This window comes from Acidimicrobiia bacterium, from assembly GCA_041394025.1.
Classification (GTDB): domain Bacteria; phylum Actinomycetota; class Acidimicrobiia; order IMCC26256; family JAOSJL01; genus JAOSJL01.
The window spans coordinates 350,954-377,679 of sequence record JAWKJA010000003.1; the positions used below are offsets into that span (position 1 = coordinate 350,954).

The 26,726-nt window shown below is 69.2% G+C and carries 18 protein-coding genes; 7 read left to right on the top strand and 11 right to left on the bottom strand.

The window, feature by feature from the left end; genetic code table 11:
* Nucleotides 1-37 precede the first annotated feature (37 nt).
* From lpdA to R3A49_09080, 8 genes are all read right to left on the bottom strand, one after another.
* Nucleotides 38-1,402 carry a dihydrolipoyl dehydrogenase gene (lpdA, locus tag R3A49_09045; GenBank protein MEZ5170876.1) on the bottom strand — a complete coding sequence of 455 codons (1,365 nt, stop codon included), beginning with the start codon at nt 1,400-1,402 and terminating at the stop codon, nt 38-40.
* A 215-nt stretch (nt 1,403-1,617) separates the two neighbouring features.
* The gene (locus R3A49_09050; protein ID MEZ5170877.1) at nt 1,618-4,056 is read right to left on the bottom strand and encodes a polysaccharide pyruvyl transferase family protein; all 2,439 of its coding nucleotides are present in this window, start codon (nt 4,054-4,056) and stop codon (nt 1,618-1,620) included.
* Nucleotides 4,053-5,204, bottom strand: coding sequence for a hypothetical protein (locus tag R3A49_09055; GenBank protein MEZ5170878.1), 1,152 nt, complete (start codon nt 5,202-5,204; stop codon nt 4,053-4,055). Before R3A49_09055 ends, R3A49_09050 begins: the two co-directional genes overlap by 4 nt.
* Complete coding sequence (locus R3A49_09060; protein MEZ5170879.1) at nt 5,201-6,850, bottom strand: hypothetical protein; 1,650 nt, start codon at nt 6,848-6,850, stop codon at nt 5,201-5,203. The genes R3A49_09055 and R3A49_09060 overlap by 4 nt, the downstream gene beginning before the upstream one ends.
* Before the next feature lie 2 nt (nt 6,851-6,852).
* Nucleotides 6,853-7,503 (bottom strand): hypothetical protein, encoded by a 651-nt coding sequence (locus R3A49_09065; GenBank protein MEZ5170880.1) that lies wholly within the window; start codon nt 7,501-7,503, stop codon nt 6,853-6,855.
* Between the two features lie 12 nt (nt 7,504-7,515).
* A complete protein-coding gene (locus tag R3A49_09070; GenBank protein MEZ5170881.1) occupies nt 7,516-8,733 on the bottom strand; it encodes an ABC transporter ATP-binding protein in 1,218 nt (405 codons plus the stop codon).
* Entirely contained in the window at nt 8,733-9,662 is a 930-nt protein-coding gene (locus tag R3A49_09075) for an ABC transporter permease (protein MEZ5170882.1), read from the bottom strand. Before R3A49_09075 ends, R3A49_09070 begins: the two co-directional genes overlap by 1 nt.
* 119 nt (nt 9,663-9,781) lie before the next feature.
* Nucleotides 9,782-12,571, bottom strand: a complete 2,790-nt coding sequence (locus R3A49_09080) for a VCBS repeat-containing protein (GenBank protein ID MEZ5170883.1) — start codon at nt 12,569-12,571, stop codon at nt 9,782-9,784.
* A gap of 230 nt (nt 12,572-12,801) precedes the next feature.
* Between R3A49_09080 and R3A49_09085 the strand changes: the two genes are divergently transcribed.
* A complete protein-coding gene (locus tag R3A49_09085) occupies nt 12,802-14,160 on the top strand; it encodes a glucosaminidase domain-containing protein (protein ID MEZ5170884.1) in 1,359 nt (452 codons plus the stop codon).
* Here R3A49_09085 and R3A49_09090 read toward each other — a convergent pair.
* Both R3A49_09090 and R3A49_09095 read right to left on the bottom strand, forming a co-directional pair.
* Nucleotides 14,146-15,522: a glycosyltransferase family 4 protein gene (locus R3A49_09090; GenBank protein ID MEZ5170885.1), complete on the bottom strand. Its 1,377-nt coding sequence runs from the start codon at nt 15,520-15,522 to the stop codon at nt 14,146-14,148. The two genes, R3A49_09085 and R3A49_09090, sit on opposite strands and share 15 nt — an antisense overlap.
* Nucleotides 15,504-16,697, bottom strand: a complete 1,194-nt coding sequence (locus R3A49_09095) for a glycosyltransferase family 4 protein (GenBank protein ID MEZ5170886.1) — start codon at nt 16,695-16,697, stop codon at nt 15,504-15,506. The genes R3A49_09090 and R3A49_09095 overlap by 19 nt, the downstream gene beginning before the upstream one ends.
* A gap of 24 nt (nt 16,698-16,721) precedes the next feature.
* Between R3A49_09095 and R3A49_09100 the strand changes: the two genes are divergently transcribed.
* From R3A49_09100 to R3A49_09115, 4 genes are read left to right on the top strand one after another with little or no spacing between them, the layout of a single operon-like run.
* Complete coding sequence (locus tag R3A49_09100) at nt 16,722-18,038, top strand: DUF4214 domain-containing protein (protein MEZ5170887.1); 1,317 nt, start codon at nt 16,722-16,724, stop codon at nt 18,036-18,038.
* On the top strand, nt 18,035-19,066 hold the full coding sequence (locus R3A49_09105; GenBank protein ID MEZ5170888.1) for a glycosyltransferase family 4 protein: 1,032 nt from the start codon (nt 18,035-18,037) through the stop codon (nt 19,064-19,066). Before R3A49_09100 ends, R3A49_09105 begins: the two co-directional genes overlap by 4 nt.
* Entirely contained in the window at nt 19,063-19,950 is an 888-nt protein-coding gene (locus tag R3A49_09110; protein MEZ5170889.1) for a hypothetical protein, read from the top strand. Before R3A49_09105 ends, R3A49_09110 begins: the two co-directional genes overlap by 4 nt.
* The gene (locus R3A49_09115; GenBank protein ID MEZ5170890.1) at nt 19,947-21,338 is read left to right on the top strand and encodes a class I SAM-dependent methyltransferase; all 1,392 of its coding nucleotides are present in this window, start codon (nt 19,947-19,949) and stop codon (nt 21,336-21,338) included. Before R3A49_09110 ends, R3A49_09115 begins: the two co-directional genes overlap by 4 nt.
* On the opposite strand, the gene R3A49_09120 is transcribed toward R3A49_09115, so the two are convergent.
* Complete coding sequence (locus R3A49_09120; protein MEZ5170891.1) at nt 21,296-23,341, bottom strand: S8 family serine peptidase; 2,046 nt, start codon at nt 23,339-23,341, stop codon at nt 21,296-21,298. The two genes, R3A49_09115 and R3A49_09120, sit on opposite strands and share 43 nt — an antisense overlap.
* 283 nt (nt 23,342-23,624) lie before the next feature.
* On the opposite strand from R3A49_09120, the gene R3A49_09125 reads away from it, so the two are divergent.
* Both R3A49_09125 and R3A49_09130 read left to right on the top strand, forming a co-directional pair.
* The gene (locus tag R3A49_09125; protein ID MEZ5170892.1) at nt 23,625-25,730 is read left to right on the top strand and encodes a hypothetical protein; all 2,106 of its coding nucleotides are present in this window, start codon (nt 23,625-23,627) and stop codon (nt 25,728-25,730) included.
* 96 nt (nt 25,731-25,826) lie between these two features.
* Nucleotides 25,827-26,726: a glycosyltransferase family 2 protein gene (locus R3A49_09130; GenBank protein MEZ5170893.1), complete on the top strand. Its 900-nt coding sequence runs from the start codon at nt 25,827-25,829 to the stop codon at nt 26,724-26,726.

A 26,726-nucleotide genomic window follows, 5' to 3' on the forward strand; every position in this document is an offset into this window, starting at 1 on the left:
CTACTGCGCGTGTCGCAGCTCGGTTGCCACTTCGTCGCTACCCGTGGAGCCCCCGGCCGGTGAGGGCCATGGCACTCTCGCCGAACAGTTCTGACAGGGTGGGGTGCGGGTGCACGAAGGCCGCGACCTCCTCGGGCAGGGCCTCCCAGTTGACCGCCAGGTAGCCCTCGGCGAGCAACTCCGTGGCCCAGGGGCCTGCCATGTGAACGCCGAGGATCGGACCGTCCTTGTCGGCGACGATCTTCACGAGGCCGTCGGTCTCCCCGATGATCAGGGCTCTCGAGTTCCCGGTGAAACGGTGCTTGGACACGACCACGTCGTGGCCCGCCTCCCTCGCCTGCTCCTCTGTGAGCCCCGAGAACGCCACCTCGGGGTGGCAGTAGATACCCCAGGGGACACGCGCTCGGTCGAGGGGCACGACCGTCTCGCCCAGAATCGTCTTGACCGCCACGATGGCCTCGGCAAAGGCCACGTGGGCAAGAGCCGGGCCGGCGACGACGTCGCCGACGGCGTAGACCCCGGCCACGCCGGTTCGCTGGTACTCGTCGATCTCGATGAAGCCGTGGTCGTCGATTCGGACCCCGCTGCCCTCGAGCCCTATCCCTCCGGAGCGGGGGCTACGCCCGACACTGACGACGACCACGTCGACCGCGAGCTTGTCGACACCCTTGGCGTCCTCGAAAGCGACCGTCGCGCCTCCGTCGGTCCCGACACCGGTGACCGACACGCCGGTACGTACATCGATCGAGCGCTTCGCGAACGACCGCTGCACCACCTTGGCGACGTCGACGTCGACACCGGTGAGGATCTGGGGCAGTGCTTCGAGAACAGTGACCTCGCTGCCGATGTCGGCGAACAGGGAGGCGAACTCACAGCCGATGGCACCGCCACCGATGATCGCCACCCGCTTCGGTACGTCGGTGATCTCGAGGACGTGGTCGGACGACAGGATCGTCTCGCCGTCGAAGTCGAACCCGGGGATCGTGCGCGGCATCGAGCCCGTGGCGAGGACGACAGCGTCGCCGCGTAGCTCCGTGCCGTCCGACACCCGCACGAGGCGCGCCTCGGCGTCGACGAGGGTGCCGGTGCCAGGAACGACGGTGACCTTCCGACCCTTCAGAAGGGTCTCGAGCCCTCCGGTGAGTCGGTCGACGACCTGCTGCTTGCGTTCCTGGCTGACCGACAGGTCGAGCTTCGGCTTCTTCACGGTGACGCCGAAGTCGGCAGCGCCCCCCACGGTGCGCAGGACCTCGGCAGTCTGGAGGAGTTCCTTGGCGGGGATGCAGCCCCGGTGCAGGCACGTGCCGCCGACGCGGCGTTCCTCGACGAGGGCGATCCGAAGCCCCGCCGCGGCGCCGTAGAGGGCTGTGGCGTAGCCGCCGGGGCCACCGCCCAGCACCACGACGTCGAACTGCTCGGCGATGACACACCTCCTTCGGCACGGTCTTCCCGGCGGTGGCTCCGCCGACCCGGCCGATCCTACCCGCCCTCCTGTCGATGCAATCCCGTGCGACCGGTCACGGCAGCCACCTCACCGCGCCACGGTGACCTGCACGGCGAACGCCGCCAGGATCGCCAAGCCGCAGATCAAGGCCAGGATCACCAGCATCCGCGTGCTCACGACTCACCCACGTGCGAGCCGGACGCATCACGCAGAACGGCGCCGACGGCGTGCTCGAAGAAATCATCGACGCGGCCCGCGTCGAGCACGATGCTTCGGGCCTCGATGACCTCACTCACCGCAGCCAACCGCTCCTCGATCTCGTCGACACCCGGCATCGGATGCTCGGCACCCGATCCGACGTCGACGACGAACTCGGCGGGAAGCCCGGCGAGCCGTCGCAACCCCTCCGCTTTGTGCCGGTAGTAGTCGGACGCCACGAACAGGAGCACGGGGGTCCGGTGCTCCAGGGCGAAAACCGCAGCGTGGTAGGAGTGCACCAGCGCGGCGTCGGCACGGCGGAGCGCCGCTGCCAGCAGTGCCGGGTCCTCGTGGCACTCCAGGATGCGCCAGGGAGCTAGGCGTGGCGCAGCGCCGTGGCCGAGCTGCACGAGCCTCACGGTCTCGGAAACCGGTGGTGTGTCACACAACGTGATTCCCAGGACCGTTGCCTGCCGGCCCGACGCCACGGCGTCGGCGACTGTGGCGAACTGGTCGGCGGAGGCGTCGCTCACACCCACGTACCCGGCCTGGCGCAGGTGCACGGCGACGACCGGTGCACCCGGATCGACCCCGGCGTGCTGGAGTGCGGCGTCCGCTTCTGTGTCCGTCGCCGGTGGGAACCCGATCGCATCGTCGCCGACGACCTCGACGTGGGGTGCGTCGAGGTCGAGATCGGCCAGGACCTCCGCCGAGAGAGGCTCACGCAGCCCGAAGGAAGTCGATCGCTCCACGAGGCAGCGGACGACACCCTCGTCGATCCCACCGCCGGAGCCGGTCGAACCGTCGTGGATCTCGAGCGGCCCGATGCCCTGCCCGGTGAAGACCACGGGCACCCCGGCGACATCGGCCGTCGTGACCAGCGTGGCGCGACGTCTCGCATGGTCACCGAAGACCGGATTGACGTAGCCGCCTCCGCTGCACACGACGAGCGAGTAGTCGGCAGGATCGAGGAGCCGCTGCCCGGCCGGACCGGAGTCGAGTCCGGCGACGACCTCGGGGAGCGTTCCGATCCACAGGACACCCTCGGCGAGCTGTCCGGAGTCCTCGAGTAGTGCGTCGCCGTCGGTGACGAGATCGATCCGCACATCTGGCGCGACGGCCCGAAGCCGCCGCATCACACCGCGTGCCATCGCGTCGTCGCCGACGTTGCGGAAACCGCCCGAGGAGACCACGAGAACGCGCGGGCCGTTCAGGGTCGGTGGTGTGGGCACTGCGGACCCCAGAGCGTCGGCGAGCGTCGGGCGCAGGGCGACGGCGGCCGGTGTGGCCCAGATCGGCCCGGTGGCGGGATGCGCAGCGAGCACCGCCATGTCCTTCGGATCGACGCCTCCGTCACTGCGGTACGAGCGCTCCAGGCGGCCCAGCGCCGTCCGGGAGTCGGTCACCGTCTGGATGTGGCTCGTGTCGAGGATCCGGTAGCGGCCGACGGCCGTGGGCACGAAGGCGAGGAGCTCGCCGAGGCGGCCCAGGCGGCTCACGAGCTCGTAGTCGTCGTAACGGTGCAGCAGCGGGTCGAGTGTGTACCCGCCCAGGCGACGAAGCGCTCCGACGTCGACCACGGCCATCGAGTCGATGTAGTTGCCGATGCGAAGAGCGGCCGTGGGAGGTTCGTTCGACGCTGCCAGGTACTCCGAGCCGTCCGGGCGTGCCTTGATGACGGTGCCGTAGGTGAAGGCGCTGTTCCACGTGCGGGCGACGTCGTAGAGCGCCTCGACTCCTTCGGGGAAGGCGACGTTGTCGGCGTCGAGAACGAACGCATGCGATGTCCGGCACGTGTGCAGCAACACGTTGCGGGCGCGCGAGAGTGCGAGGCCGACCGGCGACCGGATCACGCGCACCCGGGAGTCCGACCGCGAGAGCGCGTCCAACACGGTCGGTGTCTCGTCTGTCGAGCGATCGTCGAGAACGAGGACCTCACCGGCGAGGTCGTCCGGCAACGTGTCGAGCGACGCCAGCGAGCTCGAGATGGATTCCTCGAGGAACCCTGCGTGGTTCCAGGTGATCGTGATGACACTCAGGCCGGGAGACAAGGGAGCGTCGTGGCCGTGCTCCGCGACCAGCCGCTCCACGGTCTCGTCGCGGAGCTGGTCGCTGACGGCCACGCGGGTCAGTGACGCCTCCTCCCGCACGGTGGCGTCGAGGCGGTCCAACACGCCGCGCGTCTCGTCGGCCTCCCGGGCGCTCGCCAGCCCGTCCAGGCCCGTTCGGAGGTCGGCCACGAGACCTTCGAGCCGCTCCAACGCACCTGCCACTTCGTCGAGCCGGTGGCGAAACTCCTCACTCTCGGCGTGGAGCCGGTCGATTCGTGCCGGAGCGGCCTTGGAGCGACCCAGCCACCGGCGGGCACGGTCCGCCCAGTGGCGCCCGTCCCGGTCCCCCGTGCCGTGTGTCACGGTCGGTCCTGAGTGGTGGCGGGAGATCCATCGGGCGCCGGGCCTTCCACGGGGTCCTGCTCGTCCGGCTCGATGTCCAGGTCGATGTCGTGGAGGAGCGCGAAGTCCTCCCAGGCAGCGGCGAGGTCCGGGGCGTCGCAGAGCGCGAGCCAGTCGAGCTGCTCGCGCACGAAACCGGGAGGGATCGACGGTGCCGCGGACCTGATCGCCTCAGGGGTCAGCTCCTCCTCGAACAGGCCCGGCTCGAGCGCATCGACGGTCTCGAGGACCGTCATGGTCAGGAGGCACTTCGGGCAGCGACCGCAGTTCCCCGACGTGTCGGCGATCCAGCACACCTTGAGGCACGCCAGCAGCTCCGGCGACTCGGCCACGCGCGCCGTCTTCTCGGGCCGCGTGGCCTCGGCACCCTCGTGGACAATCGTGGTGCGCTCCGAGCTCCAGTGACCGTCGATCTCGAAGTGGGACCCGATGGCACCCGGATAGTGGTACGGCAACGAGGCCGAGATCGCGACGCGTCGAAACAACGCCCCCACCGACAGGGCGCACGCGGCGAGGACCGTGCCGTGCGAGCGAAGCCACTCGACCACGGGGTCGAGCAGCTCACGGGCGTTCGTGGTGAAGCGGACGCTCGGGAGACCCAGCCTCTCGCCCGCCCGGCGCGTGCCGTGGAACACGGCGGCTCTGGTCTCGGGTGAGACCCAGTGGTCGAGGTCGTCGATCAGGAGGAGGTGGGTGACGCGCTCGGGAATCTCACCGTTCAGGGAGCGAACCAGCGTGTAGCTCGAGTCGACGCCACGTGTGAAGAAGAGGCCCCGGTCCCCTCCTTCGACAAACGGAGCCTCGGAGCGGGGCCCGTGCACATGGACCGGGCGGAGGCCCCACCACCGCGAGAAGACCTCCGTCACGTGCTCGGCGCCTGCGGCGACCTCCGGTGAGATCGGCCCGTCACAGACGAGATCCTCGCCGGCAGCGGACGCGATGATCGCGGCAATCGGGACGAACGGCGTGAGGCCCGGATCGAGTGCCCCCACAAAGGAACGGTCGATCCCGAGACGCAAGGCACGTGCGTCACCGGCGTCGGGCTCGACGGTGACCTCGGAGACGACCATGTCGTCGCTCAGTTCCAGGCGGGGTGACGAGATCCTCACCGCTCCACATCCTCCCTGACGCGGGCGGCGATTCGCTCGCGCAGCCGTGTGCGTCGCGGAGAAGCCGCAGCGAGGTGGGCGGCCACCTGCGTGAGTCCCCGGGTGGTCTGCTCGGGATCCGGGGGCCCGGGTGGATCGTGGGGCGTGACCGCCACCACACAGACACGCAGCGGACGGGGGAGGCGGCGCTGTAACAGCACGGCGGGGCCGGCGTCCATCGCCTGGATCGGGAGACAGCCGTGTTCGACGGATTCACCCATCCGATCGAGGTCGAGGTCGTCCTCGTCGGACCACCAGTAGCGCACGCAGCTCGCCCGGAGTAGCCGCGACACGGCGTGGGAGGGAAGCCCCGATTGTTGGTCCGGCGTCCACGGAACGCCGTGCAGGTAGACGATGCCCGGGCCCCACGTTGCGTTCAGCACATCGGCGAGTCGGACGGAACCGGCGGACTGCTCGTCGACGAGGCACCACGCCACCGATCGGTTCCCCGAATCCGCCAGGTGGCCGACCAGCGCTTCCAGGTCCTCGCGCTCACCGTCGGCCGCCTCCTCGTTCGTCATGTCTCCCACCTCGTCGGCCAACTCACCATGTTGCCTTCCGTGGGCCACCCAGGCACGCCGGAGCTCGTCGGGTACACCGGGCCGTGCAGCGAGCCAGTCGAGGTGCTCGCGGAGCATCTCGGACGACATGGCGAACGGGGCGTCGGCCAGCGCATCGAGCGTGAACTCGGCGTCGAAGCTCCCGGGCTCGAGCACACCGAGGACGTCGAGGATCGTCATCGTGAGCAGGCACTTGGGGCAGCGTCCGCAGTTCCCGGCCGTGTCGGCCACCCAGCACACCTTGATCTTCCTCAGCAGGTCCGGCTCCTGCGTCAGGCGCACCACCTTGTCGGGCCGCGACGTGTCGTCGCCGTCGTGTTGGATCGTGGTCGTCTCCGAACTCCACATCTCGATGTCGGGATGTGAGCGCCAGGACTCGGCGTAGGGAAGCGAGAAGCTCGCCGCCAACGTGGCGGACCGGAGGAGCGGACCTACCAGCAGTGCACAGGAGGAGAAGACCGAACCGTGGGCACGGAGCCAGTCGGCGATCGGATCGAGCAGCGCGCGGGCGTTCGTCGTGAAGCGGACGAGAGGTAGACCGACGTCCCGGGCGACCAGACGGGTGCGGTGGAAAGAGCCTTCCCGAGCGGCCGGGGACACCCAGTGGTCGAGATCGGCGACACCCAGGAGATGCGTGAAACCCGGGATCTCGCCCTGTACGGATCGAACGAGTGAGTACATCGAATCAACGCCGCGCGAGAGGAACAGACCACGACCCGATCCGGGCACGAACCCGGGTTCACGGCGGGGCCCGTGAACGGTGACAGGTCGGTCTCCCCATCTCCCGACCAACCCACGGGTGGCACGCTCGGCGCCGATCGCGACAGCGGGCGACACGGGCGTTTCGACGGTCACGTCCTCGCCGAGGTACGAGGCCGCCACGGTCACGATGGGAAGGAACGGTGTGGCCTCGGCGTCCACGAGCCCCACGAGGGAGCGGTCGACGGCGAGGAACAGGTCGAAGCTGTCGCCACTCTCGTCGGTGAGAGACGAAACGAGCCGGGCCTCGGTTTCGCTCAGCTCGAGCCGTGGCGCGCCGACATGCACGCTCAGCCCTTCGCAGTTGTCGTCGACGCGCGCAGATTCTCGGCGTCGGCACGGAGGTGCTCGAGGCGGAACTCGTGGGACCGGCCCGGATAGTGGTTGATCCTCGGATGCTCGGACGCGTCGGCGGCGATGCTGTTCCACGCCCTGGGAATGAACTTCGTGTGCCGGTACCACGGAGTTGCCTGGCGGTGCACGACAGGCTCGAAGTCGTAACCGAGAAGGCGTAGCGCCGCTGCGTTCTCCCACCACTTGTGGTCGATGTATCGCTCGTCCCCCCACAGGAGATCGAGGAACTTCCGGGCGCGGCGCCCGGCCCTCATCCCGATGACGCCCAGATTCGGGACGACCTGGTTGTCGTATTCGTGGGCGACGATGTAGAGGAGCTTTCCACGCTCGATCTCGTCGGCGACGTCCGACGAGGCATCGACGATGGCCGCGTCGGCGTCGACCCAGAAGGTGAAGTCGTAGTCTTCGAGCAGTTCCTTCAGGAGAAGAACCTTGCTCCATGACGCGGGTCGGTCGGCGTCGAGGAGCTCGGTTCGGAGGTCGACGTCGTAGCCGTGGCGCTCCGCGTAGACACGGAACGTCTCACCGCTGATGCCGAGGAGCTCGGCGTGAGGGCCGGAGCCGATGGAACAGATGACCTTGCGCATCGCTTCGTGGCGTCAGCCGGTGGCGCGCCGCTCGGCGCCGTCGACCGAGATGACCGCCTCGGGCGCGAGGTCGACGATACCGGCCGACTTGGTCTCACTGGAGATGACGAAGGTGCAGTCGGAGTTGTGGTCGTGGCTGACCCGTCCGTCGAGTGAGTGGACACCGACGTGGAGCTTGTAGGAGCCGTCGAGGAGGGGAACCGACGGGAAGCGGAACGTCGCTGTGCCGCGTCCCGAGAGCCTCTGCGGATCGATCCCCAACGTCGCGGTGTTGGCGCTGTAGACGTTGTCGTTGGCGTCGTTGAAGATCGCCACGGCGAACACGACGTCGTCGACGGGATGGCGGGTCTCGAAGCCCACCGCCACGGTCATCGGATCCCCGGACGGCAGGAAGTTCCTCGACGAGTCGGACAACGTGACGTTCACCGATGTGATCCGCACTTCCTGCGAGTGGTCCCACAGGGGGTTGTCGAGTGCCTCTTCGGGAACCTCCAGCCCGCGCTTCACGAGCGTCTCACGGAATTCCGCGACGGCCTCGGTGGGCTCGCCGACCGTGACGAGCCTGCCGTGATCGAGCACGGCTGCGGTGTCGCAGATACGACGCACGAGATCGGCGGCGTGCGTGACGAGCAGGATCGTCCGCCCCTCCTCACGGAACCTCTCGATGCGAGCGAGGCACTTCTTCTGGAACTGCTCGTCACCGACGGCGAGCACCTCGTCGACGAGCAGGATCTCCGGCTCGACGTGCACCGCCACGGCGAAGGCGAGGCGCGCGTACATGCCCGACGAGTAGTGCTTGACCTGGTTGTCGATGAACTTCTCTATCTCGGAGAAGTCGACGATGGCGTCGAAGATCTGGTCGATCTCCTTCTTCTTGAACCCGAGGATCGACCCGTTGAGATAGACGTTCTCCCTGCCCGTGAGGTCGGGGTGGAAGCCCGCACCGAGCTCCAGGAGGGCTGCGACGCGGCCGTGGACCCGGATGTCGCCGGCCGTGGGCCGGAGGATCCCGGCGACGCACTTGAGCAGGGTTGACTTCCCCGAGCCGTTGTGGCCGAGCAGGCCGAGCGACTGACCCGAGTCGACGTCGAGGCTCACGCCCTTGAGCGCCCAGAACTCCTCGAACTCGAGGCGCCCGAACTTGATGACCCGTTCCTTCAGGCTCGGTGCCTTCTCGTGGTAGAGGCGGAAGCGCTTCTCGACGTCGTGGATCTCGATCGCCTTCGACATCAGATCTCCTCGGCGAAGTCACCCTCGAGGCGACCGAAGACCCAACTTGCGAACCAGAAGAGGGCCAGCGAGCCGAGAAAGACCAGGGCCAGGTTGCGGAAGTACCAGAACACGGATGCGTCGGGGATGATCTCGCTTCCCGTGGCTATCCCCTTGACCCCCGTGGCGTCGCCACCACCCGTCGTGGTGTGGTTGTACAGGGCGCGCTGGAACGTGATGACGATCGATGTCATCGGGTTGAGCAGGTAGACCCACCAGAGCTCCTTGAGTTTCGAGGCGACCGTCATGTACGGGTAGACGATCGGCGTCATCCAGAACCAGGCCAGGAGCAGCAGCTCGAGCAGGTGCTCGGTATCGCGCAGGTACACGTTCACGGCCGCGAAGAGGAGGCCGAGTGCCGCTACGAGCACGAGCAGGGTCAGGAGCGCGAACGGCAGGAGGACCATGAACGCCGGTGACGGCGCCACGCGGAAGATCACGAGCGCGATTCCCAGCACGATGAACTGGAGGAAGAAGTGGACGAGGTTCGCGCCGATGGGGGCGATGACGAGGATCTCGCGTGGGAACCACACACGCCCCACGAGGCTGGCGTTTCCGGTGATCGCCGTCGTTCCGGATCCCAGGGAGATGGAGAACAGGTTCCACGGCAGCAGACCGGCGAGGAAGAAGATCGGGAAGTTGGGGATTCCTGCTCCCAGGATCTTCTGGAAAACGATCCAGAAGACGACGAGGTAGAGGATCGGGTTGAGCAGCGACCAGGCGAAGCCGAGGAAGCTGCCCTTGTACTTGACCTTGAGCTCCTTGCGCGTGAGGTTGCCGAGGAGCTCGCGGTAGGCCCACACGTCGCGGATCCGTTGCAGGATCCCGGGGCGGGCCGACCCGGGCTCCCCCACGACGGGAAGCGGCGCGGTGTCGGTGAGATCGCTCACGGTGAAGGTTCGGTGCAGGGCGGAATCACCCGTATCGACCGAGCTCTCAGGGTACTACCCGCCGTCGCCGGAACCCGCTAACGCGCCGGCCCCGTCGGCCGCTCCGGCCTGCGGGCTGTTCAGGGTGCGACCGTCAGGTACTTGGCGGTGTTCCACCCGAAGTACTCGTCGTTGGAGACTGTCGGGGCGCCACTCACCCGGTGGACGCCGCCGAAGCCGTCGAGGACGTAGCCCGTGGGCTGACCGGCGTTGCCGTCGGCGATGAGAGCGATGTCGCGGGCGATGTCCCATCCGTGCCAGTAGGGGTTCGACGTCGACGGAGCGGCGCCACCGAAGGGGTGCACCCCGCCGAATCCGTCGAGGATGTACCCACCGGGTCCCTCGGGGTCGAGGGCGAGCCCGCGGGCGATGTTCCACCCGATCCAGTTCTTGCCGGTCACGGGGGGTGCGGAGCCGAACTCGTGCATCCCGCCCCAGATGTCGAGGACGTATCCCGCCGGGTCGGCCGCGGTGGAGGTGGGCAGCATGGCGATGTCGGCGGCAAGGTGCCAGCCGGGCCAGTAGTCGGCATTCGTCACCGGGGCAGCGTTGCCGATGCGGTGCAATCCGCCGAAGGCGTCGAGCTTGTAGCCGCTGGTGCCGTCGGGATTCAGGGCGACGCCTCGCACGATGTCCCAACCCGACCAGTAGCCCGACGACGTGATCGAAGGCGCCGTTCCGAACTTGTGGAGACCGCCGAACCCGTCGACGACGTAGCCACCGGCGCCGTCAGGCGTGGCGGCGATGCCACGGGCGATGTTCCACGGCCAGTTCGGGCCGTCGGCCGGTGGGCTCGACTGGCTCGCCACCCGACCCCTGCGGCTCAACGCGTACATGCCGTTGAAGGGGCGATTGTCGGTGGCGCCGCCATTCACCGTCGTCGACACGACGGCGGAGAACGGTGAGATGTTGCCGGCGCCGTCCTGGGCACGCACCCGGAAGTCGTAGGTCTCCCCGGGAATCCCGTAGAAGGACCGCGACAGCCTGGCCGTGTCACCCACGACCGAGTCCGGTGATTTGTTGAGCCACGGGACCCACGTCCCACTGGCGTCTCTCGAGTCCACGATGAACTTCTTCACGCCGGTGTCGGCGTCGGTCGCGGTGAACGACATCGTGAAGGGCGTTGCGGTCTGGTTCGCCGCGGTGGCGTCGACGGATGCCACGGGTGCGACATCGTCGAGGTATGTGCCGGTGCGCGCGGAGTTCTTCTTGAAGGTGGGCCAGTCGGCCTGACCCAGGGGTGTTCCCGTCTCCCAGATGTAGATACCGGCGGTGTCGCCGACACCGGGCGGGCCGCTCTTCGTGTTGCTCGTGGCGGTCTGGATGATGTGTGTGACGCCGTCGATCTCCGTGATCGCCGGCGATGACGCCGGAGCCCACGCCAGTGGCCACGAGGCCTGCGTCTCCTCGTTGCCCGAGGCGCCGTCGAAGATGCGCATCCAGTGCTCGGCCTGGACCACGACCTCCTGCTGCCCGTCGTTGTCGACATCGGCGATGGCGGGCTGGCCGTGGGTGCCCTTGTTCTGGGGGCAGCCCGTACCGCTGTCGGCGGCGCACCGGGACCACTTGAGCGTCCCGGTCGAGTTGTAGACGTTCACGCGTCCGTCGTCGGCAAGGACGGCGATCTCGGGCTTCGAGTCGCCCATCAGGTCACCGACCGCCGGTGACGCCATGACGCGGCCGTTGTAGATCTGCTGCGGCCACCCCGGGAGGTTGTTGCCCTTCTTGTCGAAGGCGTACAACTTCCTGCCCCACGGGTTCGGCCAGTTGAGGCCGGTGCCCACCACGATGTCGAGGTTGCCGTTCCCCGTGATGTCGACGACGGCCGGGCTCGACCAGATCACCTGCCCGGGTAGTGACTTGGGGAAGCCGGCCTTCGGGACGCCGTTGTGTTCGAGAACCCACAGCAGGCCACCCCACGGGTAGGGAGCACCGGCGTAGAAGTCCATGTCGCCGCCGAAGATGATCTCTGGCCGGCCGTCGTTGTCGATGTCGGCGGCCACCGGCGACGACCAGATCGTGTCGTAGACGAAGCGCGGGAACCCGGGTACCAGGGTCTCGTTGAGGTTCCAGGCGTACACGTGGTGGTCGTAGCTGGTGGCGATGATCTCGAGCTGTCCGTCGTTGTCGAGGTCCGCGGTGGTCGGCGTGCCGAAGAAGCCGTTGACCTTGAAGAACCAGTTGTCGGGTCGCCAGAAGATCCGCTGGCTGTTGCCCTTGTAGACCGCCACGGCGCCCCCGGCGTTGGCGACGAGAACGTCGAGCACGCCGTCGTTGCTGAGGTCGACGAGTGCGGGGCTCGCCTGGACAGCTCCCCCGCCGGTGACGACGTCCATGAACTTGGTTCCGTTCTTGTGATAGGCGCGAAGGTGGCCGTCCATGCCGCCCGACACGATGTCGGGCTGCCCGTCACCGCTGATGTCTCCGACGGCCGCTGTGGAGAACGACTCGTGGGTTCCCTTGATGTGGAACTGGGAGTAGGTGGCGCCGATCTTCTGGGGGCTGCTGAGACTCGCGGTCGCCGAGGTGCCGAGCTGCTGGTCGTCGGATCCCGACGCGGTGAGCGGGCCCGGCTCGGGAACCTCCAACGTGTCGGGGAGCTCCTGCGACGCCGGCGCCGGTGTCGAGGGGGGTGGGGAGACCGGGGGAGCAGGTTCGGTGGGCTCAGTCGAGGGAGATGCCGTGGTCGGTGGCGCCACGGGCTCGGGCGGTGCCGACGGTGGATCCGTGGCGGGGGCTCCGGTCCCGGGGGCTTCCAGCGATGGTGGCGTGTCGTCGGTCGCGGGCTCCTCGGCGCCTGCCGCCGCTCCGAGCGACGCCACGGTCATCGCCAGGGCGGTGAGCCCGATCACGTAGCGACGAGTCCTCATTCCGACCAACCCTTTCCGACGTCTCACTCTGGCGCGCCGCGGTCACCGTCGGGGCCCTTCACGGGAGCATCGGTACCGGACGCGGCCACCTTGAGGCGGATTCCCGGCGGCGTCCGACCACACGGGCATCACTGGCAACACGGGGCCCGGGGCCGTAGCCTTGAGCGGTCGGCGACGCCGGGACGGCCCGCCGCCGCGATGTCGATCTTCCCCCTCACAGGAGAGGCGCCGTGCGCGCACGCCGTGTCACGTCAGTGGTCCTCGCCGCCGGGCTGCTGGTCGCGTCCTGCGCGCCCAGTTCCTCGAAGCCTCCGGGCACGGCGACCGACCCCACGATCATGGGCTCCCAGACGCTCACGGCCACCGACCTCGAGGCGTGGTTCGTCTCCGTCAAGGGCAGCGCCACCAACCACCGACTCCCGAGTGCGGTCGGAACGGCAGGCACGGCGATCAGGAACCTGGCACGGATGTTCATCGAGGAGGGGCGCGACGAGGGTGTGCGGGGCGACATTGCCTTCGCGCAGTCAGTTCTCGAAACAGGCTGGTTCTGGTTCCCCGACGGCGGCCGCGTGAGACCCTGGTACAACAACTACGCCGGCATCGGCGCCGTCGACAACGGCACGACCGCCAACGAGTTCGCAACGCCACGCGAGGGTGTGCGGGCACAGATCCAGCACCTGCGGGCATATGGCGACCCAACCGTCACGGCCGGCAACCTCGCCCATCCGCTCGTCGATCCGCGCTTCGGTCTCGTCTCGCCCAGAGGCAAGGCGCCGACCTGGCTGGGGCTCTCGGGAACCTGGGCGTCGAGCACGACCTACGGGTCCCGCATCATCGAGCTCTTCACCGCCGCTGCGGCACACGCCCATGCATCAGTCGTACATCCGGCGTATCCCACCCGCGACGTGGCGGCCCGGCCCGGCGGCGGTCACTACGTGCTCTTCGGCGACGGCACCGTCGTGGCACGCGACGGTGCCCCTGACTTCGGCGACAAGTCGTTCGGCTTCGACATCGCCCGCGCGCTCGCCGTCATGCCCGACGGCCAGGGCTACGTGATGCTCGACGGCTTCGGCGGGCTGCACAAGTTCGGTTCCGCGCGCAGCGGTGCCATGAAGACGCTCAGCGGGCCGTACTGGCAGGGGTGGGACATCGCCAACGCACTCGCCGTCACGACCGACGGGGCGGGGCTGATCGTCATGGACGGCTTCGGGGGGCTCCATCCGCGGGGGACCGCTCCCACCGCGACAGGCACCGCCTACTGGCCGAACTGGGACATCGCGCGCGACGTCGAGGTCGACGACGACGGCGGCGTCTACGTCCTCGACGGATGGGGTGGCGTGCACAACTACAACGGAGCCGCCAACTACGGCAGCAAGTACTGGAAGGGCTGGGACATCGCCCGCGACCTCGTCGTGCTCCCCGACGGCAGCGGCTACTCCATGTTCGAGGGGTGGGGCGGGATCCACAACCGGGGGACCGCACCGCCGTCGGGAGCCTTCTGGGCACCGGCCGACAAGTGGTCGTCGGCCAGTTGGACCGGCACCGGCTACGTCGCCGCCCAGCGGTCGGGAACCTCAGCCGTCGGGTGAGTCGTTCCCTTCGGGAGGAGGAGTCTCGGCGACCTCTATCGAGGCGTTGCGGAGCTTGTTCACCTGGTGGACGATCGGGTCGACCTCCCAGGCCGTCAGGCGTCGTACCAGTCGCTTGAGCGCCCCGACGCCGGGCCGTGCCGACGTGGCCGAGGGAAGGGACAACGGGGCGATGCGGCGAAGCGCCGCACTCCTCCCTCCCGGTGCTGCGGTGTGGGCGCGGCCGGTCCCGTCGGAGGCGAACGCGACCGGCGCGCCTCGCTCCGCAGCAGCGCGGGCGACGATCTCGGCTTGGACGACGCCGCGATCGACGGCGCCGGACACCCCGTCCACGGGCCACGGAGCGCTCGGTCGCACCGTCGCACGAGGCCCGAGGGCGTCCATCATCGCCACCGCCAGCTCAGCGTCGTTCCCCACGAGCGTGACGTCGTCGTGGGCCTGGTCGCCGAGGCCTCCCGTCGCCGTCGCGATCACCGGCCGGTCGTACAGCCGGGCACGCTCCAGGACACCCGACGACCAGATGAACCGGTACGGGAGAACGACCACGTCGGAAGCGACGATCCACTCGTCGAAACGCTCGTCGCTCGTGTAGCCGCCGTGCAGCGTTGCCCCCGGCGTTGCCGCCACGAGACGGCCGAGCTCGTCGGCGTGGTCGAGGTACTCCGGCTCCTCGACGCGCACCGAACCCACGACGTCGAGGCGGATGTCGGGCCCACCGAGCCCGGCGAACGCGCGAACCGCCCGGTCGAAGCCTTTGTGCGGCTGGATGAAACCGATGCACAGGAACACGAACGCCGAGTCGGCGACACCGAGTGCCGCGCGGGCGTCGGCGCGGCCGAGCTCCGTGCGGCGTTCGAATGACTCGCCGTGGTCGGCGACGGTGAGGCTGTCGACGGGCACACCGAACGTGGAGGCGAAGCGCGCCCGCTCCGCCTCGGTGTGAAGAACGATCCGAGGCACGGACCGCCACAGGAGGCGGTCGAGTGGCGACCGCGGCCCACGGTCGTAGTCGATCTCGTGGATGCGGATCTCGAGATCGCGGGCGCGCCGTGCGACAGCCAGGAGCGAGCTGGTGATCGCAGCGTGCGTCGCGGGATTGCACGCGACCGGGTAGAAGACGTCGGGGTGGTACTGGATGATGACGCGGTCGTAGTCGGAGACGCGCCTCGCCAGGGCGAGCACCCCCCGGGGCCCCTGGAGGTCGAGATGGTGGTGGGCCGCCGACGGCCCCGGCGACAGCACCTCGACGTCATGCCCCTCGGAGCGGAGCCGCTTCACCTCCTGCACCGCGTACTGCGCGATCCCGTCGCGCGACGGCGGGTAGGGGGAGACCATCAGGACCCTCATGACGCGGGCAGCCACTTGTCGAGGGTCGCCTCCATGCGGTCGAGAACGGGATCCCAGGTGTAGTTGCCCAGGACGTACTCGCGGCCGACCCGGGCGAGCGCCCGGGCCTCGTCGGGGGCCTCCGCCACGAAACGAAGGCACTGCTCGAGTTCGAAGTCGTCGTCGTAGGCCAAGCCCGACGCGGCGCGGTCCATGTGCCACGTCACGACGGCCGACGCGGCGTTGGCGACGGGGAGCGTTTCCGCAAGCCAGGCCTCCATGATCGTGCGCGAGAAGCTCTCGTAGGCCGACGGCTGGAGATAGGCGTCGGCCGCCGCGAACGCCGAGTTGCGCTCGTCGACGGACAGGAAACCGAGGTCGATGACACGGTCGGCGATGCTCGTCGGCGGGTCGACTGGGCCGGTCCCTGACGTCACGAGGCTGAACGGCAGGTCGGCGCGCCGAACGGCGATGCTGAAGCCCTCGAGGAGACGCTCCCAGTTCTTGCCGCCCTCGCGGCGTCCGGCGTAGTAGAGGAAGCGGCCGTCGATTCCGTAGCGCTTCCTGAAACCGTCCGGGTCGTAGCTCTCCGGTACGTCGACCCCGGATCCCACGACCTCGTGGTCGGCCAGGCCGGGGTGGCGACGAGCCGCGAGGTCGCGCTCGGGGTCGGAAAGGAACCACAGCCCGCGCACACCCGTGAAGACCGGGTCGAACACCTCGAGCTGCGCGTGGGGCTCGTCGTGGAGGCACGGCATCAGGATCGAACGCCCCGGCGCCACCTGCGCGCACGCGAAGGTCGGCCAGAACAGGTACGGGGCGAAGACCAGTGCGCGGTAGCCCTCCGCTGTGTCGAGCAGGTGGTGGTAGAGGCCGGGCACCCGGAGGTCGTCGTTGATCCAGCGCTGCTGGAGCTCGATCGGAGGTCGGTCCCCCGCGAGAATCGCCGCTTCGATCTCGGCCCGCTCGACCCGGGGTGTGTCGATCACGGCCGGGAAACGGCGGATCAGGACGTCGCCATCGGTCGTGGCACCCTCGTCGTACTCGTTGGCCCACGTGAAGTGATCGCGCGCGCACGTGGTCAGGATCTCGACCTCCCAGCCGCGCTCGGCGAGACCGTGCGCGGCTTCGCGCATGGCGGCCTCGGCGCCCCCGATCACCTCGTCGCCGTAGCGCGGCGTGACGAACCCGATCCGCCCCGTGCGATCCATCGGGCGGACACTACCTTGGGGCCCGTGAGTTCCCTGACAAGGCGCCTGAGGCGGCTACGCCCGCTGCCGGCGGACGACCGCGTGTTTCTCGACGAGGCCTACCGCGACCTGCTGGGGCGTCCGGCCGACACCGAAGGGCGGCGGCACCACGGCGACGCCCTGAGGGCCGGTACGGACCACCTTGAGGTCGTGACACGGATCGCCACGTCGGACGAGTATGTGGGTCGGGTCACCCGCGAGGCCTCCACGGACCCGGTGTCCGGTGCCGAGAGGGACGACGACGCCTTCCTCCGGGCCGCCTACGAACTCCTCCTCGACCGCAGCCCCGACGACGCAGGTCGCCGAAGCTTCCTGGCGTCACTGCGCGACGGTGCATCCCGATCCCTGGTGGTCGGCACACTCGCGGGATCCGACGAGCACCTCAACCGCGTCGGCCGGCGTTACCGATCCATCCAGAGCCTGCGCGAGCTGCGCCCCGACGCCTACACCGAGGCCGTCACCGACAGCGGGACCCGTCGGGCGGTCTTCACGGCAAACGCCCCCCCCGACTTCGACTGGCTCGAGAATGCCATCCTCGAGCACGGCTACTACGAGCAGCCGGGCGTGTGGTCGTACAGCATCGATCTCGACAAGCGCGTCATGGCCGAGGTGATGTCGTCGTTCGCCCCCGATCTCACCCTCGACCTCGGCTGCGCGAGCGGCGCCGTGATGGCCTGCATGCGCGACCTCGGCCACACCGCCGAGGGCGTCGAGATCAGCAGGCTCGCCATCGACCGGGCCGAGCCCGATGTGGCCGAGCGCATCCACCAGGGCGACCTGCTCGACCTCGACCTCGGTACGCGCTACAACCTGGTCTTCGGACTCGACATCTTCGAGCACCTCAACCCGAACCGGATAGACGCCTACCTCCGGGCGATCGCCGACTGCCTCGTCCCCGGGGGTTTCGTGTTCGCCAACATCCCCGTCTTCGGCGACGACCCCGGATTCGGCACGGTCTCCCCCGTCGACCTCGAGGAGTGGCGTCACGACCTCGACGGCGAAGGATCGCTGTTCTCGGCGCTTCCGGTCGATGCGGACGGCTATCCCCAGATGGGCCATCTCATCTGGGCCGACTCCCCGTGGTGGGTGAGGCGCTTCGACGCGGTGGGGCTGGGCCGTGAGCTCGGGATCGAACGGGCACTGCACCGCCGCTACGACGATTTCCTCACGTCGACCTATCCGGGTCGCCGCATGTTCTACGTGTTCTCGAAGGGGGCCGACGGTGCGACCACGGCGGATATCGTCGAGCGGATCGACACCACTCCCTCCGCCGTCCTCTCCTCGCTCGGTGACGCCTCATGAAGATCTGTGTGTGCGGTGCCCAGGTCCCGTTCGTGCGCGGTGGAGCGGAGCTCCACATGGAGAACCTCACCGCGGCGCTGCGCGACGCCGGTCACGACGCCGAGCTCGTCCGGCTCCCCACGGCGTGGGACCGCGAGAGGATCTTCGACGCCGCCCTGGCCTGGCGCCTGGTGCCGCTCGACACCGACCTCGTGATCGCCACCAACTTCCCGTCGTATTTCGCCCGTCACCCCAACAAGGTCGTGTGGCTGTTCCACCAGCACCGGGCCGCCTACGACGCGGCCGACTCGGCATGGTCCGACTTCGGTCTCGACGACGACGCTCTCGAGGCTCAGCGCCGACTGGCCGACTGGGACACCCGGGCCCTCGAGGAGGCGCAGCATCGCTTCACGACCTCGGGCGTCGTCGCCGACCGCCTGGCGCGTTACAACGGCCTCGACGCCACGCCGCTCTACCACCCCCCGCCCCTGTTCGACGAGCTCCGGGAGCGTGGAGCGAACCGGACCGGGACGACAGGCGACTACGTGTTCTGCGCCACGCGCCTCGACGCCAACAAGCGCCCGGAGCTCCTCGTGGAGGCGGCGAAGCACCTGAGCTCGTCGACCCGCATCGTCATCGCCGGCAAGGGGTCGATGGAAACCGAGCTCCGCGATCGCATCGACGCGCTCGGCGTGGGCGATCGCGTGGAACTGGCCGGATTCGTCAGCGACCGCGACCTCGTGGATCTCTACGCCGACGCGCTCGGCGTCGTCTACGTGCCGTTCGACGAGGACTACGGCTACGTCACCCTCCAGGCGTTCGCGGCCGGGGCCCCGGTCATCACCGCCCACGACTCGGGTGGAACGCTCGAATGGGTCGAGGACGGCGCCACCGGCTCCGTCACCGACGGCAGCGCCGAGGAGATCGCCGCGGCGATCGACCGGCTCGCCACCGATCCGGCAGAGGCGGCCCGTCGGGGAGCCGCCGGCCACGACCGGGTTCGCGACCTCGACTGGGTGGGGGTCGTGTCGACCCTCACGGCACCGTGACACGCCCCGTCCTCGAGGTGATCGCCGGTACGGAGCCCACCGGATGGGTCGCGCCGCTTCTCCGGCACGTCCGCCGGTGGTGCGAACCCCGGGCCGGTGACCCCGCCCTGGGTACGCCGCGCGCCCGCCTCGTCATCGGGGCCGACGCCCGTGGACTCGATCCGGTGCTGCGGGATTCGGAGATCCCGCTGGCTGTCGCCGCACTCGACCCCGACCGGATACCCCTCGCCGTGCGCGACGCGGCGACGATCGTCGTCGCTCCCGCTGCCCACGCCGAGTCGACCGACGTGCTCTGCCTTCCGGCACGGTCGGTCGACACAGCGCTCCACCAGCCGGTCACGCCGTTCGTCCGGTCACGCTGGCGCCGGCGGCTCGGGCTCGACGAAGACCTCGTCGTGGATCTCCGAACCCCCGTCGGCAACGACGCGCCGGTTGCCACGCTCATGGCGCTCGCGTCGGCGGTGATCGCCACCGACGGCACGGTCCTGACGGCGATGGCGCTCGGGACACCGACGGTCGTCGAGAACGCGACGGCACACCGCCTGGGCCTCGCGCCGTTCGACGACGACGGCCTCCGCACCACCGGTGCGGCAGACACCCGGCCCGAAGCCGACCTCCTGGCCGCGGATCCCACGCGTGCCGCACGAATGGGGCGGCGCGCGCGGCGAATCGCCGAGCGGCAGTTCTCGACCGACACCGTGGCCCAGGAGCTCGCGAAACACCTCGGTCTGAGGCTCTCGTCTCCTGTCGGGTTGTCGGGACTCGTGCGCGCTCTCGACGAGCTCCACACGGAGCCACTCGCCCCACAGGCGCTGCACGCCCTGGACTCCTTGGCCCCGGTCGTGGACACTGCGTCGTTGGCCGACGTGGGAGCCCGACGGTGACGCACCCGGATCTCCGCCCCGATCTCGTCGACCGGGCGCGCGCGGCGCTGGAGGGGCCCGACGTCGGTCCGGCGCCTGACCGTCCGCCCGTTCCGCACAGCGGCACCGCACACGGGCCCGGGGAGGCGACGGCCACAGTACGGATCAAAGACGCTGCGAAGAGGCTGCTCCGGCCACTCGTCTCACGCTTCGCGGAGCGGGTCGCCGTTCGAGTCCAGCCGTCGGTGGAGGCCCGGGTGCTCGCCCACCTCGGTGACCTCGAGAACCGCCACGAGCTGCTGCGCGCCGAGGTCCAGGGTCTCGTCCCGTCCCTGCGTGCCCTCCAGGCCGTCGGCGACGTCGCCGAGCTCACCGCCTCGGGTCGCGACCTGGCGAGCGAGCTCCACACGCTGGCTGTCAACCTCGAGCTCCACAAGGGTGAGCTCGACGCCTTCCGCACAGCCCTGAACGAGCTCGGCACCGCCATCGCGCCTGCCGCCGGGCTTGCCGGTGTGCCCGACAGGTTCGCGGAGCTACGCGAGCGGGTGAACGCCCTCGACCGTGCGGCACGCTCGAACATCCCTCATCCGGCGAACCCGGCCGCGCCGGTGCCCTCGACTGTCGGTGACGACGTCGGCACGCCCACATCGGCAGCGGCGGGCTTCGACTACGTCGGCTTCGAACAGCGCTTCCGCGGCGACCCTGACGAGATCCTCGCGATCCTCGAGGACCGCTACTTCGACCTGCTCGCCGACCACGCCCCCGTCCTCGACGTCGGGTGCGGGCGCGGCGAGCTCCTCGCCGCCCTCGCCGAGCACGGCGTGGAGGGTGAGGGTGTCGACCTCGACGCCGGGATGGTCGCCGAGGCCCGAGCCGCCGGAGTCACGGCGCACGCCGGTGACGCCATCGCGTTCCTCGAGAGCCGCCCCGAGCGCTCCTTCGGCGCCATCACGGCCATCCACGTCGCCGAGCATCTCTCGCTGGAACAGCTCGTAGCGTTCCTCGAGCTGTCGGCCAGCCGTCTCCATCCCGGCGGCGTCCTCGTCGCGGAGACGCCGAATCCGACGTCGCTCATCGTGCTCGGCAACTCCTACATCCTCGACCCCACGCATGTGTGGCCGCTCCACCCCTCGCTCATGACGTTCCTGTGCGAACGAGCCGGGTTCCGCGACGTGGAGCTGCGCTTCCACTCGCCGGCCGACGACTACCGGCTCCCGCTGCTCGACCCGGGCAAGGAGCCCGACGATCCCGACCAGGTGGCCACGATCAACGCCGCGCTGGAACGCCTCAACGAGGTTCTCTTCGGCGCCCAGGAGTACGCGGCCATCGCCACCACGCCTCCCGAGGGAGGTTCTGAACGTAGGGGTCAGAAGTCGTCGAGCGAGGCATCGAGTTGCAGCCGGCGGTAGAAGGTCTGGATCACGGCACCGTTGTTCTTGAACGACGTGAGCATCGCGTTGACAGTGGCGGCAGGCGCCTTGTCTCGAACGACGGCGAAGGCGCCGGCGACGTGCGGGGTAGCCATCGAGGTGCCATCGGACGAGCCACGGGGCGGACTCGCGCTCGACCAGAATCCGGGGACGGCTGACACGACGCCTTTGCCGGGCGCCAGTAGATCGACGGGTGCACCGAAGACGGAGCCGAGATTCGTGAACGACGCGATCGAATCGTCATCCTTCGTTGCCCCGACGGAAATCGCGTGGGAGATGCACGCGGGAAAGTTCATCGACGAAGTCGAGCCCTGGTTTCCCGACGCCGCGACGGGGGCGATACCGACCGCTCGGAGGTTCGAGAGGGCCGTGGTCATGGCTCCTTCTACTCCAGTCGAGCTGTCGCAGGTTCCGAAGTAGAGCCCGCCACCGAGGCTCATGTTCACAGCAGCGATCGGGTCGAGACCAGGGCTGTTGCGCTGCTGGTAGACGTGGTTCAGGCCGGCCACGACATCGATGGTGTAGGCGGTAGCGGAAGGAACAGCAGCCACATCTCGCGCGATCGACCACGGAGGCCAGTAGCTGCCACCACCCAGCGACGGTGCGGTACCGACGCCGTGGCGCCCGCCGTACGCGTCGACGACCCAGGCGCCTGTGCCGTCCGCCGTGAGCTCCAGGCCACGGGCGATGTCCCAGCCGGGCCAGTACGGCCCCCCGGACAACTTCGGCGCACCACCCCACTCGTGGATCCCGCCCCACCCGTCGAGCGTGTAGCCGCCACCGTCGGGGTGAAGAGCGACGTCGCGTGCGATGTCCCAGCCGCTCCAGTAGGGCGCGCCTCCGATGACCGGCGCACCTCCCACGCGGTGCAGCCCACCCCACCCGTCCATGACGTAGCCGCTGTTGCCGTCGGAGCGAAGCGCCAGGCCGCGGGCGATGTCCCACCCCTGCCAGTAGGGACCACCGCCCATCACGGGCGCGCTGCCCGCGCGGTGGAGCCCGCCCCATGCGTCGAGGATGTAGCCGCCGCCCGCGTCACGGAGCACGAAGGAGCGCGCGATGTCCCAGTTGGGGAAGCCGCCGGAGTTCCAGCCGCTCATCGGGTCTGCGACACCCAGGGTGTGGAGTGTCCCCCACCGGTCGAGGACGTAGCCGCCCACGGGTGAGAACACCTGGACGGCGAACACGTCGGCCCCGGGGGCCACACCGGTGTACAGGTCGCCGTTCGGGTCGTCGCCGGCCGCGATGCCGGCCACGTGAGTGCCGTGCCAGCACCCGTCACCGAAGGAGCACGGGCGGGCGGCACCGGTGCCCGTCTGGGTGCTCCCGCCGTTCGGGCACGCCGAGTGCGAGAAGCACGCCTCCTTCACGACCCGACCTGAGAAGAACGGGTGCGTGCGGTCGACGCCGTTGTCGAGAATCGCGATCGTCTGGCCGGAGCCGTCGTAGCCCATGCCCTGGGCGGCGTCGGCGCCCATGATCGGCGTCGTCGAGTCGAGACTCGCGTACAGCAGGAGATCGGGCTCGACGCTCGCGACGGCCGGCGACTCCTCGAGTGCGGCCAACGCCTCGGGCGTGGCCTCCACGGCCACGTAGGGCAGACCCTCGATCTCGCGCACCGTTTCCGCTCCGGTGCCGGCAAGCCCGTCGTCGAGCTCGTCCTGCGCCACGGCGATCTCGATGCGCTGCGCGAACGCTCCCGCCGGATCGAGCTCGTGCTCGGGTGTGGCGTCCACGTCGAGACCCACGATCACGCGGGCCGTGCCGTCGGGCCCGACGGCGACCTCGGCGGCCCCCGCACCTGTCCCGAGGGTCGGGGCGTCGAACGTGCCCGCGTCGGCTGCGTCCGGCTCCTGGCCTGCCGCGGCACCGGACAGGAGCCCCAGGGGTACGACCAGGAGACCAACGAGCCCGAGCAGGAACGGCGCCCGGCCTCGCGGTCGAGCCGTCCCGTTCCGTGGCGGTCTGCGACTCGGATCCACTCTGGTCGTCTCCGGCTGTGGACGGTGTCGGCGAGGGTTCCCCCACCTCGCCGGGGTCCCGCCACTGCTCACGGAGGGCGCTCCGGTAGCCTTTCCAGGCTAACGGCTCTCCAGGCTCCTCAGTTCCCGCGTGACGTCCCTCTCCCCCCCAGCGCCTCGGCGCCCTTCATCCGACCCGCGGCCTCCCGCCCGCTGGTCACCCCGGTCGTGGAGTACCGCCACGTGGTGGCTCACGGCCGGGACCCTCGCCCTCCTGGCCCTCCACCTCTGGCTGGGGCTGCGCATGCGGGGCCCGCTCGTGTTCCCCGACGAGGCGGGGCTCCTCGGTCATCCCCGTTGGTTCCTCGGCGAGGACCCGCTCCTCCAGATGGGCGCCACGTCGTACTACTACTTCGGCTACTCGCTGTTCCTGATCCCCGGCTTCGCGGTTCTCTCCGACCCGTGGCACCTCTACACCTTCGCCATGGTCGTCAACGCTCTCCTACTGACCGCCCTGTTCCCGATGCTGTACGTGGTCCTCCGGCGGATCCTCGGCGTGGCGACCACACCGGCACTTCTCGGAGCGGCCGCCGGCGCCGTGTACCCGTCCGTCACGTTCGCCGGCAACCACGCGTGGACCGAGGCCGCTGCGGTCCCCGTCTTCTGTGCCCTCGTCCTCACATCGTGGATGTCGCTGACGGATCGCCCGACGTGGCAGCGCCTCCTCACCGGCCCGTGCGTGGCGCTCGCGTACGCCGTTCATCCCCGCTACACGGGGGTGCTGATCGTGGGCGTAGCGTTCCTGTGGGTCGCCTGGTGGGTGGGCCGCATGCCGCGTCGGCTGGCGGCGCTCAACACCACCTTCCTGACGGTCGGCTTCGTTCTCGTGCGACTCGTCAACACCGCTCTCTTCGACGCACGCTGGGCTGCGGGCAACGACGTCATCGAGAACTCCCCCGGCGAGCTCGCCCGCACACTTCTCGATCCCGGCGAGTGGCGCGAACTCGTCGCGATGGCGATCGGCCAGAGCTGGTACCTCCTGGCGGCCACGTTCGGTCTCTTCGCCGTCGGCGTTGTCGTTCTCGCGGGGCGTGCCCGTCCTCTGGTTTCCCGCACACGCAAGGCGTGGAGCGAAGCCCCGGTGTCGTCGTTGGTGGCGGGCTTCGTGCTGCTCGCTGCACTCGCCATGTTCGTGGCATCTGTCGTGTTCATGACCGTCAACCGCCACCGCGTCGACCACCTCGTGTACGGGCGCTACAACGAGGCGTTCCTCCCGGTGTTCCTCGCCTGCGGAACGGCGTTCCTGGCCACACGCCACAGCGCCCGCCGTATTCTCGTCGTTGTCGGCGGTTCGGCCGTCACCCTGCTCGTGCTGACGGCCGTGCTCAGGCTCCTCCGGGACCCGGAGCTCTTCACCGGCGCGACCAACTGGCCGACGATCACCGGGGTCTTCTGGCAGGTCAACGAATGGCCGTTCGACGGCTTCGGTTCGTTCGTGCCCCGAGCCATGGTCGTTGCACTCGTCGCGCTCGTCGTCGTCGGGCTGGCGGCCTGGAGACTCCCGCGTCTGGCGGCCGGCGTAGCAGTCGTCGTGTTCCTTCTCGGTGGGCTCTACGCGTACCGCGAGATGCTCCCCGACGAAGCAGAGATCTGGTACTCGGACTGGTCCTTCCCCGACCACGTCAACGATCTCGACCTCGACACCGTCGCCTTCGACTCGTCGACCGCATGCACCGTCTGCTTCTGGCGCGACCAGTGGTTCCTCCCCGGGCTCCCCTTCGAGCCGTTCGACTCGGCCGGCGGCGAAGATCCACCCACCGAGGCCGTCATCGCACCGCTCGAGTGGGCGGCCGCCGACGACCTCAATGCCCGGCTCGTGGTCCCCGACGGGCGCAACGCGCAGGGCCTCTGGATCCTCCCGGGCGAGCGCGCCGACGAGCTCGACGCCGAGGGAAAGCTCCTCCCGTCAGGCTTCCCCACCGACCTCCCCGATGAAGCGCTACGCGCCGAGGTCGACCTCGCCGTCGACTGCGACGAGTTCTCGGCCTGTGAACTCGCCGGCGGAAAGAGCGGTTCGACCTACGACTACGACGTCGTCGTCCGACACGCCGGGGCAGGATCGCCGTGGGTCGACTTCGACAGTTACGGGCTGCCCGGGCTCGTGCGTGTCCATGCTCGCATCGTCGACGGAACCAGCACCGTCGTCGCCGACTCCGCCGTGGAACTATCGGAGTTCATGGTTCCGGGCGACGAGGTCCGCCTCACGGTACCGGTGACGCTCACCGAGCCCGCCGGTGATCCTCTGGAACCGGGCGACTACACGCTCGAGATCGACCTGGTGCAGGAGGGGTTTCGTGATTTCGGTGACGCCCGCGGACCCGCGTACTCGCAGAGTTTCACGGTCACCTGAGACGCCCTTCGTGGCCCGAAACGGGTGTCCGGTAACCTGCCGATCCGCGCACCCGACGCACCACTCACTCCCCCCGAACCCGGTGGAAATCTCCTGATGGCCCGAGACATCGACGTCAGCGTCGTGCTGCCCGTCTACAACGAGAAAGGGCACCTGCGCGACGAGATCGACCGGATCCGCGCGTCTCTCGAGGCCTCCGAGTTCAGCTACGAGATCGTCGTGGTCGACGACGGCTCCGACGACGGCTCCGGCGAGCAGCTCACCGGGATCGAAGGCATCCGGCTCCTCCGCTTCTCGCAGAACCGTGGCTCGGGCTCGGCTCGCCGCGCCGGCACCGACGCCGCCCGCGGGCGCGTCGTCGCGTGGACCGACGCCGACATGACCTACCCCAACGACCGCATCCCTGACCTCGTACGCGAACTCGAGGGTCACGACCAGGTCGTCGGGGCACGCACGAGCGAGCAGGGAACCGCCAAGTTCTTCCGGATTCCTGCCAAGTGGTTCATCCGTAAGCTCGCCAGTTTCCTCACCGACACGAAGATCCCAGACCTCAACTCGGGACTGCGGGTGTTCCGCCGTGACGTCGCGATGCAGTATCTCCACCTGCTTCCGAAGGGCTTCTCGTGCGTGACGACGATCACGATGGCGTTCCTCGCCAACGGCTACTCCGTGAAGTACGTCCCGATCGAGTACGAGAAGCGCGCCGGGCGCTCCAAGTTCCACTGGTGGTCCGACACCCGGCGCTACCTCACGCAGGTGATCCGCCTCGTCCTCTCGTACAACCCGCTGCGCATCTTCCTGCCCGTCGGCACGGTCCTGCTCCTCCTCGGGGTCGGCAAGCTCACCTACGACTGGATCGACAAGGACTTCCGCCTCGCCGCCAACACACTGCTCATCCTGTTCGCGTCGTTCCAGGTGTTCTCCGTCGGGCTGCTCGCCGACCTGTTCGTTCGGCTCTCGCAGCCGCGTGACTACGTCGAGCCCGCACGGCTCTGA